This is a genomic window from Oceanicaulis sp. UBA6590 (assembly GCF_002433705.1).
Taxonomy (GTDB): Bacteria; Pseudomonadota; Alphaproteobacteria; order Caulobacterales; family Maricaulaceae; genus Oceanicaulis.
This window is the reverse complement of sequence record NZ_DJIQ01000025.1, coordinates 1-9,097: the sequence shown is the minus strand read 5'-3', so window position 1 is coordinate 9,097 and position 9,097 is coordinate 1. Positions and strand designations below refer to the sequence as shown.

Here is a 9,097-nt window from a genome sequence, read left to right as displayed (position 1 = left end):
GACCCAGTTCATACCGACCACCTATATGGAGCGGGCCGTCGATATTCATGGTGACGGGCATCGCGACATCTGGACGACCGAAGCCGATGCGCTGGGGTCTGCGGCGAACCTTCTGGCGCGGGCGGGCTGGCAGACCGGGGCGCCCGTCGTCACCGAAGTCGCTCTGCCGGAGGGTTTTGACTTTGCGGGCTGGGAAGAGCGCGACCGCCGCGCCGTCTCCGCCTGGGCCATGGATGGCGTGCGGCCGGTGAGCGGGGAATGGAGCCCGGATGATCTCTATCGCCCCGCCCGCATCCTGCTGCCTGCGGGCGCGTCAGGTCCGGCCTTCATGGCCTTCACCAATTTCGACGTCATCATGCGCTATAACAATTCCACCGCCTACGCGCTGGGGGTCAGCTATCTCGCCAAGCGCCTGTCGGGTCTCGACGCCCTGCCGGGGGACTGGCCGCAAGACAATCCCCCGATCACCCGGTCCCAGGCGCGCGAACTGCAGCAGACCCTGACCGATCTCGGTCATGACACGCGGGGCGTGGACGGCATTTTCGGGGCCAATAGCCGCGCGGCGCTCAAATCCTTCCAGGCCGCCAACGGGCTCACGCCGGATGGCTATGCCGGGCGTCTCGCCTATGAGGCGGTGATGGCTCGGGCGCAGTAAGCCGCGCTCAGGCGGGCGGCGTGTCCTCGACATTGGGGACCAGCGCCGCCGTCGTCTCCCGCACCCGCGGATGCAGCAGCGCCAGCGCGCAGCCGATCACGGCGAGGCTGGCGTTGAGCTCGAAGGGCGCGGCCGGCGCCACGCTCTGATAGAGCCACAGCCCGGTGATGGGCGCGATCATGAAGCCCACGCCCGCCGTGGCGGTGGTCAGACCCGCCGCCCGGCCCTGTTCCTCGGGCTCGACCGCCAGCGAGGCGCCCGCAGTGAAGCCCGAGCGCGCGAGCCCGAAGCCGAAACTGTTGAACATGTAGCCGATCACGATGACCACATAATTGGGCGCGAAGATCATCGTGGCGTTGCCCAGAACCACCATCACAGCGCCGATGATCATGAGGACGCGAGGCGAGGTGTTCAGCACGGGGATCACGACAAGCTGGGCGAAGATCAGCCCCGCCGCGCCCATGGTCAGCGCGATGGAGCCCAGTTGCAGACCGCCCGCCGCGTCCATGCCCAGACGGTCCATGATGTAAAAGCTGAGTGATTGCAGGCTCGCCGCCTGGGCCATCCACATCGCGCAGCCATAGATCATGAAAGCGGTGAGACGCGGATCTCCGGCGAATCTGAATTGCACCAGAGGATTGATCGGGCGGCCCTTTTTCTGGGGCGGGGTCTGTTCAGGCAGGAACAGGCGCACGCAGACCGCCGCAATGCCCACCATGATGGCGACCAGCACCATGAAGGTGGAAATGCCGATCCGATGGGAGAAGAACCCCGCCAGCGCCGGGCCGATCACCGTGCCCAGCCCGAACGCTGCCGTCAGGCTCGACAGCGCGCGGGTGCGCTGGGACGGCTCGGTGCGGTCCGCCACATAGGCCTGGGCGGAGGGGTTGGTGGCCGAGCCCAGCCCGCCAAAGATCGAGCGCGCCAGCGCCATGGCGATGATCGCGGCCATGGGCGGCAGGAGGCCCACCTGACCGGCCCAGGCGCCTGCGGCGAAGACCAGGCAGGAGCCTGCAAAGGCCGACAATCCGAACACGATCAGCGGGCGGCGGCCATGCCGGTCCGACAGGGCGCCCCAGACCGGGCTCATGATCAGGAAGAGGAGGGCGGAAAGCGTGTAGATCGCCCCGACGAAGATCTCGTCCACCTCTAGCTCTCGCGCCAGCGGCGGCAGGATCGCGAACAGCATGGAATTGCCGATGGAGGTCGCGATCAGGCACAGGAACAGCAGCCGGAAGGCGCGCCTGCGCACATCAGGGCTCGATGGATTGGCGGGATCATAGGGCGGGTTCATAGGCTTACAGACATAGGCCCGCCCGTGAGCGGCGTCCATGCCTATGAGAGCAGGGCGGCTATGCGTGGGGCTCGTACGGCTGGCGTGAGGTTATTCGTTTCAGTCCGAAACTGCGTCGCTAAATGGGCTGGTGTTCCCTATGATGTGTTCAACGCTGGTAGTTCCGGCCCTGAAGGTGCGGAATGCGGGTGAATGAGACATGAAAAAATATTCGATCGCACACAAGGTATTTGGTGTTTCTGTTGCTGCAATAATGGTGGCTAGTGCTATGAACGCATACTTCAATTACTTCTCGTTCGGCGGCTATGCCAATCATGTGGCCGTCGGTGTGCTTGTTGCAGGTTTTTCTTTGTCGATGTGGGTCGCGGCTATCCCATTGCGCGATTGGTTCAATTTTGAAAGACATTAAGAGATGGTGCGTCGCAAACAGCTGTGCAGGTCAGGGGCTGACAGGGCCTATCTCATTCATGTCATGGCGGTGGAGTCTATAAGGGTTGTTTGACCCTCATTTGATGCGGAAGCGTTGAAATGACTAAATACCTCAAAGAATTTACTTTAGTGAGCGGCCTGTTCGCGTTTGGCTGGGTTTCGTTTGCGATATTTTACATAATGGGATTAAATTACGTGCTATATGGGATTAGCACTTTATTTGCTCACTTTGTTGCCATGATTTTATTTACGATAGGAATTGGATTGATGCGCCCTGTTGATATTAAAGATTGAGATTCCTCGCGTTGTTTTTTTGTGACTAAATCGATGCACACAGATACGCTCCGCCCCAACCCCAGAGTCTTTCCCAGCTCCTAACGCGTCGCAAACCGGGCCTTAAGCATCAGCGCGTATAACCGTCCCGAAATCGGACGCTGAAGGCGACAGAGCGGCAGGAGCCGCCGGGTCTTCGGATGTCGCCTAGAACGGGTGGTGGGAATGTTTCAGATTATCGGGATTGTTGTCCTGTTCGGCATGGTGTTCGGCGGCTTCACGCTCGCCGGGGGGCACTTCGACATCATTGTCGCGGCCTTGCCGTTCGAACTCATGATGATCGGCGGCGCCGCGATCGGCGCCTTCCTGATCAGTAACTCGCTGGGCACGATCACCAAGACGGCCGGCGACTTCGCCAAGCTGATCTCGGGGCCCAAATGGGGCAAGCAGGATTACATGGACCTGCTGACCCTCCTGTTCCAGCTGACCAAGACGATGAAGACCAAGGGCGTGATCGCGCTGGAATCTCATATCGAGAACCCGCACGACAGTTCGATCTTCTCCGCCTATCCGAAGATCATGAAGGACCATTTCGCCATCGACTTCATCTGCGACACGCTGCGGATGATGACGATGAACCTCGAGGACCCGCATCAGGTCGAGGACGCGATGGAAAAGCAGATCGAGAAGCACCATCACGAGGCCGCCACGCCCGCGCATGCCCTGCAGAGCATGGCCGACGCCCTGCCCGCGCTGGGGATCGTGGCCGCGGTGCTGGGGATCATCAAGACCATGGGCGCGATCGACTCGCCGCCGACCGTGCTCGGCGCCAAGATCGGCTCGGCTCTGGTGGGGACCTTCCTCGGCGTGTTCCTGGCCTATGGCCTGGTGGGCCCGTTCGCGGCGCGCCTGAACGAGATCTACGAAGAAGAGGGCGCCTTCTACAAGATCATCCAGGCTGTGCTCGTGGCGCACCTGCATGGCAACGCCGCCCAGATCTCCGTCGAGATCGGCCGCGGCAATGTGCCGAGCAGCTTCCAGCCGAGCTTCGCCGAGCTTGAAGAGGCCAGCTCCAACGCGCCGACGATCTAATCGCTCGCGCAGCGCATTTGACATTTCCCCTTGCGCCCGCCCTGGTCTTTGGCCAAGGCGGGCGCTGTCATGTCTGAACATCCTGATCCTTACGCCCTGAAGCGCCCCCATGCCCGGATTGACTGGACCGCAACCGGCCCGGTCGCTCTGGATGCGGGCGATGTCTATTTCTCCGCCGAGGATGGCCTGGCGGAAACCCGCTCGGTCTTTCTCAAGGCTGCCAACTTCCCTGAGCGCTTCGCCAGGGGCCGCCCGACCGTGGTGGCCGAGCTGGGCTTTGGCACCGGGCTGAACTTTCTGGCGCTGTGGGATCTGTTCCTCAAGACCGCGCCGTCTGATGCGCAGCTTCATTTCGTCAGCATTGAAGGCTTCCCGCTCCGGCAAGCGGATGCGGAACGGGCGCTGTCGGCTTTCCCCGAGCTTGCGGCTTTGAGCGCGCAACTGACAGAGGTGTGGCCGAGCCCTCACAAAGGTCCGCACCGGCGTGTTTTCGAGGGCGGACGGGTCATGCTGACCGTCTTTCATGATCTGGCAGAGAGCGCGCTGCCGAACATGGATTTCAAGGCGGACGCCTGGTTCCTTGATGGTTTCGCCCCCGCCAGGAACCCCGACATGTGGGACACGAATGTCTTCACGGAGCTGGCGCGCTTGAGCGCGCCCGGCGCTCCGGCGGTCACCTTCACGGTGGCGGGCGCGGTTAGGCGCGGTCTCGCAGCGGCGGGCTTCAAGGTCGAGAAGAAGCCCGGCTTCGGGCGCAAGCGCGAACGGCTTGAGGCGATCTATGAAGGAGCGCCGGCCGAGGAGTCGCCAACGCCCTTTCCGTCAGCGCAACCGCTTGAGGGCCCCATCGCGATCATCGGCGGCGGCATCGCCGCGGCCAGCCTTGTTCACGCCTTCGCCCTGAGGGGACGCAGCGTCGATGTCTTCGCCGAGGGCGGCTGGGCTTCAGGCGCGTCCGGTGCGCCGCGTGGTCTTCTGACGCCACGGCTGGAGCTGGGGGATCGACCCCATAACCGCGCCTTGCTGGCGGCGTTTGACTATGCCCGCACGCTCTATCGCGATCTGGATGGCTTTGAACCCACCGGGGTTGCGCGTCTCGCTCCTGACGCCAAAGGCGCCGAGCGTCTGTTTTCCCTGGCGCAGGCGCTTGATGACGGCTTTGAGTTTCTGTCGCCTTCCGACGCGGCGCGGCGTTGCGGCCTCGGCGGTGAGGCGGGGGCGCTGTGGATGGCGAGCGCCGGGCAGATCCGGCCCGAGCGGCTGGTCCCGGCGCTGGCGCGCAATGCGACCGCACACGATGTCCGCGTGGAGCTTCTGGCGCGGAGAGACGATGGCTGGCGTCTTCAGGCCGGAACCGGCGAGCGCTTTGGCCCTTATGCCGGGGTGATCTTCGCAGGCGGATGGGCCCAGCATGCCCTTCTGTCCGGGCGGGGGCTGACCCTCGAACCCACCGCGGGACAGGTGGGGCTGTTCGAGAGCGGTTTTGATCTGCGGGCGCCAGCCGCCTGGGGCGGATACGCCGCGCGTCTGGACGGGCGGCTGATGATCGGGGCGACCCATGAAAAGGGCGCCGATGCCGGCCTGCTGGAGGATGCGGAAATCGCCCTCCGGCAGCTGGCCCGTACGGCGCCGGGCGGACCGGTTGAGCTTGATCGCCTGCAAGAGGGCTGGGCTGGCGTGCGAGCGGCGGTAGCGGATCGGTTGCCGATGACAGGGCCCTTGCCGGCCGAGGGGTATGAAGAACTCTGGCGGGGTCACGCCAAGGGTGGACCGATGCCGGCCCGGGACGACCTTGAGCCGTCCTCGCTGTTTGTCCTAGGCGGTTTCGGGGCGCGCGGCTTCGCACACGCGCCGCTCCTCGCCGAATCCCTCGTCAGCGCGCTCTGCAATGAACCATCCCCGATCGAGCGGGCCGGTCTGGCAAGTCTTCACCCCGCGCGACTGCTCTGGCGCAGCCTCAGGCGCAGCTGATCGTTCGAGACTCACCCGCAGGAGCGGGCAACCCCGGGAGAGGCAGTCAGAGCTCGACGCCAGTCTCACCCACCCCGGACCGCCAAGATCCAGGGCCAGAGGGCCTGTCTGCAACCGGACAGCGGCATGGGGTGTTCCGGCTGTCGATCCAGGAGAGGTCGTCAACAGCAGCCCCGCAGCAGCGGAGCCGAGGGCCAGAGCCAGAGCCTGATCATAAACTGACATGTCGCATCTTCCTTGGCGGGGTTTCCCTTGAGATGCGCGAAGATCCCGAATCGGATGCGGCGCCCTTCTTGCTCGTTTCAGTTCGAAGTCTTTCTGACTGGAGCAAAACGGCACGATGAGCGCACATCTCGATCTGCACAGGCTGAACGCCATAGCCTCGGACGTGGTCTGGCAGGGGCCGGATCGCCGCAATGGCGCCCGTCATATCTGGTTCCTGAACGCCGCTTTCGATCGCATTTCGGCTGATGTCGCGCTCAAGAGAATTGCGGAACGCCCGGCCAAGAAGCCCTTCGCCTTCGTCGTGACGCCCAATGTGGACCATCTTGTCCGCCTCCAGGGAGAATCGGTGCTCGCGCGGCTTTACGCCCAGGCCTGGCTGACCGTGTGTGACAGCCGGGTGCTTGAACTGATCGCCGAGCTCTCCGGCGAGGATGTGGATGTGACGACAGGCTCGGACCTCACTCAGGCCCTGTTCGATGAGGTCATCGATCCCCGGGAGCCAGTGGTGGTGATTGGCGGCGATCAGGGCGTGATCGACGGCCTCAGGGCGCGCTATGGGCTCACTGATATCCGCTGGCACCAGCCGCCCATGGGGCTGAAGTCCAATCCTGACGCCATTGCCGAGTGCGCGGCTTTTGTCGCCGCCAATCCCGCCCGTTTCAGCTTTCTGTGCGTGGGATCGCCGCAACAGGAGCTCGTGGCCGAGGCCTGTCTTGAACGGGGCGACTGTCTCGGGGTCGGCCTGTGCGTGGGCGCCTCGCTCGATTTTCTGTCTGGCAAGGCGCGGCGGGCGCCGAAATGGATGCAGAATCTGCGCCTGGAGTGGATGTTCCGCCTGATCGAGGAGCCGCGCCGGATGTGGAAACGCTATCTGGTTGATGGTCTGAAGGTCATGGCTCTGTGGTGGCGTTGGCGGCGGGCGCGGACGCGGCTCCATGATCTGGAACAGGATCTGCTGGGTCGGGGCTGAGAGCGGACCGGCCTGACTCACGCCCTGATGCACGAAAGCCGCGCGAAAGCGCGGCTTTTTCGTATCCCGACGGCAAAGTCTGTCACGGGCCTGTCTGTGAAGGAGATGGGGTAGGGAATGGTGGGCGCGACAAGATTCGAACTTGTGACCCCTACGATGTCAACGTAGTGCTCTGACCAACTGAGCTACGCGCCCGCTATGGCGTGCCATAGGCCCCCTGCCGCCCGGGGGCCGCGAGGGAGGACGCGTAATAAGTCGGAGGGCTCGTGCGTGTCAATCGCCCTGACTGCCGCTTGTGCGAAGTTTTGCAGCTCGGACCGGGGCTTCGGTCAGGGCGCGTCCGGTCCGCATCGTCGATTATTGCAAAAAAGCAACATTGGTGGCGAAAGCCGCCCTGCAATGTGTCAAATCTGTGATCTCGGTCTTTGAGGCGGCGGTTTCCTGATCTATCAAACTCACAAGCGCATAATAAAATTTGCGCGCAACCTCCACACATAGAGGTGGAGTTCCAATCCGAAGGGGAACGATCGTGAGCATTACTACCAAAGAGCGCCTGTTGCGCTCGACCGTTCTGGCGGGCGTTGCGGCGCTGACCATGGGCGGCGCACCGGTTTTCGCGCAGGAAACTGACGAACCGGAACAAACCGCTGAAGAATCGCCGGCCGCCGAAGACACCATCGTGGTGACGGGTTCGCGGATTGCGCGTACGGGCTTTGACACCACCCAGCCCTCCGAGATCATCGGTTCTCAGGAAATCGAACTGCGCGGCTACACCAACGCTGCCGACGCGGTCCTGGACATCCCGGGCGTCTTCGGCAACACGCCGATCGGCAACCAGGGCTCTTCGGGTGTTGGCCAGAACCTGCCGAACCTGTTCGGCCTGGGCACCAACCGTACCCTGACCCTGATCGACGGCCGTCGTTTCGTGTCCTCGAACTCGCCGGTTGGCGGTTCGGGCAACCCGGGCTCCCAGGTTGACCTGAACAACATCCCGGTCGCCATGATCGAGCGCGTGGAAGTCGTGAAAGTGGGCGGCGCCGCCGTTTACGGTTCCGACGCCGTCGCGGGTGTTGTGAACTACATCCTGCGTGACGACTACGAAGGCTTTGAAATCGGCGCTGACTACTCTCAGTGGACCGAAGACAACATTGCTGACGAGTACTCGATCCGCGCTCTGATGGGCGGCAACTTCGACAACGGTCGCGGCAACATCGTGGCCTCGATCGAATTCAACGAAACCAGCCCGGTTCTGGAAAGCGCCGTTGATGACCTGGCCGAAGGCTGGTCGCGCTTCACCCCGACCGCCGCCAACCGCGTCGTGAACCCGGACACCGGCACGGCGCCGGGCTCCCAGACCCGTGTTGTTCCGGCTGCGACCGCCGGCATCCTGTCGTTCTCCGGCCTGCTTACCCCGGGTTCTGCAGCGATCACCAACGTTGGTGTTGGCCGTTTCCCGGATGGTAACTTCTATCAGTTCGATCCGGCGGGTTCGGGTAACCTGGTGGCGTATGATCCCGGTCTCCCGACGGGCAACCTGGTCTGGGCGTCCGGTGGTGACGGCCTGCGTCTGGAAGGCATCACGCCGCTGCGTTCGCCGTTCCGCCGCATGAACTTCTCCACGTTCGTTGACTATCAGATCAACGATTACGTGAACTTCTCCATGAACGTGTTCGCCAACCAGTTCGAAGCGACTGAGCCGGTGAACCAGCCGTTCTATGCGTCCGGTCTGTTCGGCGCGACCAGTGATTCGCTGTTCTTCCCGGTCGACTACGCATATCTGAACCAGAGTGTTCGTGACACCCTTGTCGCCAACGGCCTGAGTGGGTTCTACCTGCAGAAGGGCTTCACCGACCTTGGCGCCAAGGACATCTTCAACGAAACCACCGTCATGAGCTACAACTTCGCTCTGGACGGCATGTTCTCCGTGCTGGAACGCGACGTGAGCTGGGAACTGGCTTACCAGACCGGTTCGTCCTCGATCGTGTCCCAGACCGGTGACCTGTCTGAAGATCGTTTCTTCGCGTCTCTGGATGTTGGCATCAACCCGGCCACCGGCCAGATCGACTGCCGCTTCAACTATGACCCGACCTATGACGCTCCGCTCGCGGGCGGCTTCGGCGCCATCGACGACGTCGGCGCTCTGGGCGAAGAGTGCGTGCCTTACAACCCGTTTGAAGGCGCCACCCAG

The 9,097-nt window shown here is 63.2% G+C and carries 7 protein-coding genes and 1 tRNA gene; 6 read left to right on the top strand and 2 right to left on the bottom strand.

Annotated features, from left to right (window positions below):
• Positions 1 to 655 (top strand): lytic murein transglycosylase (locus B2Z70_RS05275; protein WP_292981835.1); only part of this gene is annotated, 655 nt, incomplete at its 5' end.
• A 7-nt stretch (positions 656 to 662) separates the two neighbouring features.
• Here the strand turns inward: B2Z70_RS05275 and B2Z70_RS05270 are convergent.
• A complete protein-coding gene (locus B2Z70_RS05270) occupies positions 663 to 1,988 on the bottom strand; it encodes an MFS transporter (protein WP_292981833.1) in 1,326 nt (441 codons plus the stop codon).
• Positions 1,989 to 2,148: 160 nt separating this feature from the next.
• On the opposite strand from B2Z70_RS05270, the gene B2Z70_RS05265 reads away from it, so the two are divergent.
• The 4 genes from B2Z70_RS05265 (at position 2,149) to B2Z70_RS05250 (ending at position 6,909) form a co-directional block, all read left to right on the top strand.
• The gene (locus B2Z70_RS05265) at positions 2,149 to 2,358 is read left to right on the top strand and encodes a hypothetical protein (RefSeq protein ID WP_292981831.1); all 210 of its coding nucleotides are present in this window, start codon (positions 2,149 to 2,151) and stop codon (positions 2,356 to 2,358) included.
• Positions 2,359 to 2,876: 518 nt separating this feature from the next.
• On the top strand, positions 2,877 to 3,743 hold the full coding sequence (motA, locus tag B2Z70_RS05260; RefSeq protein ID WP_009801964.1) for a flagellar motor stator protein MotA: 867 nt from the start codon (positions 2,877 to 2,879) through the stop codon (positions 3,741 to 3,743).
• A 69-nt stretch (positions 3,744 to 3,812) separates the two neighbouring features.
• Positions 3,813 to 5,714: a tRNA (5-methylaminomethyl-2-thiouridine)(34)-methyltransferase MnmC2 gene (gene mnmC2 / locus B2Z70_RS05255; protein ID WP_009801963.1), complete on the top strand. Its 1,902-nt coding sequence runs from the start codon at positions 3,813 to 3,815 to the stop codon at positions 5,712 to 5,714.
• 340 nt (positions 5,715 to 6,054) lie between these two features.
• Complete coding sequence (locus B2Z70_RS05250; protein ID WP_009801962.1) at positions 6,055 to 6,909, top strand: WecB/TagA/CpsF family glycosyltransferase; 855 nt, start codon at positions 6,055 to 6,057, stop codon at positions 6,907 to 6,909.
• Positions 6,910 to 7,027: 118 nt separating this feature from the next.
• Here B2Z70_RS05250 and B2Z70_RS05245 read toward each other — a convergent pair.
• Positions 7,028 to 7,104 (bottom strand) — tRNA-Val (locus tag B2Z70_RS05245).
• Between the two features lie 400 nt (positions 7,105 to 7,504).
• Here B2Z70_RS05245 and B2Z70_RS05240 point away from each other — a divergent pair.
• On the top strand, positions 7,505 to 9,097 hold a 1,593-nt coding region (locus B2Z70_RS05240; RefSeq protein WP_292981827.1), incomplete at its 3' end, for a TonB-dependent receptor plug domain-containing protein.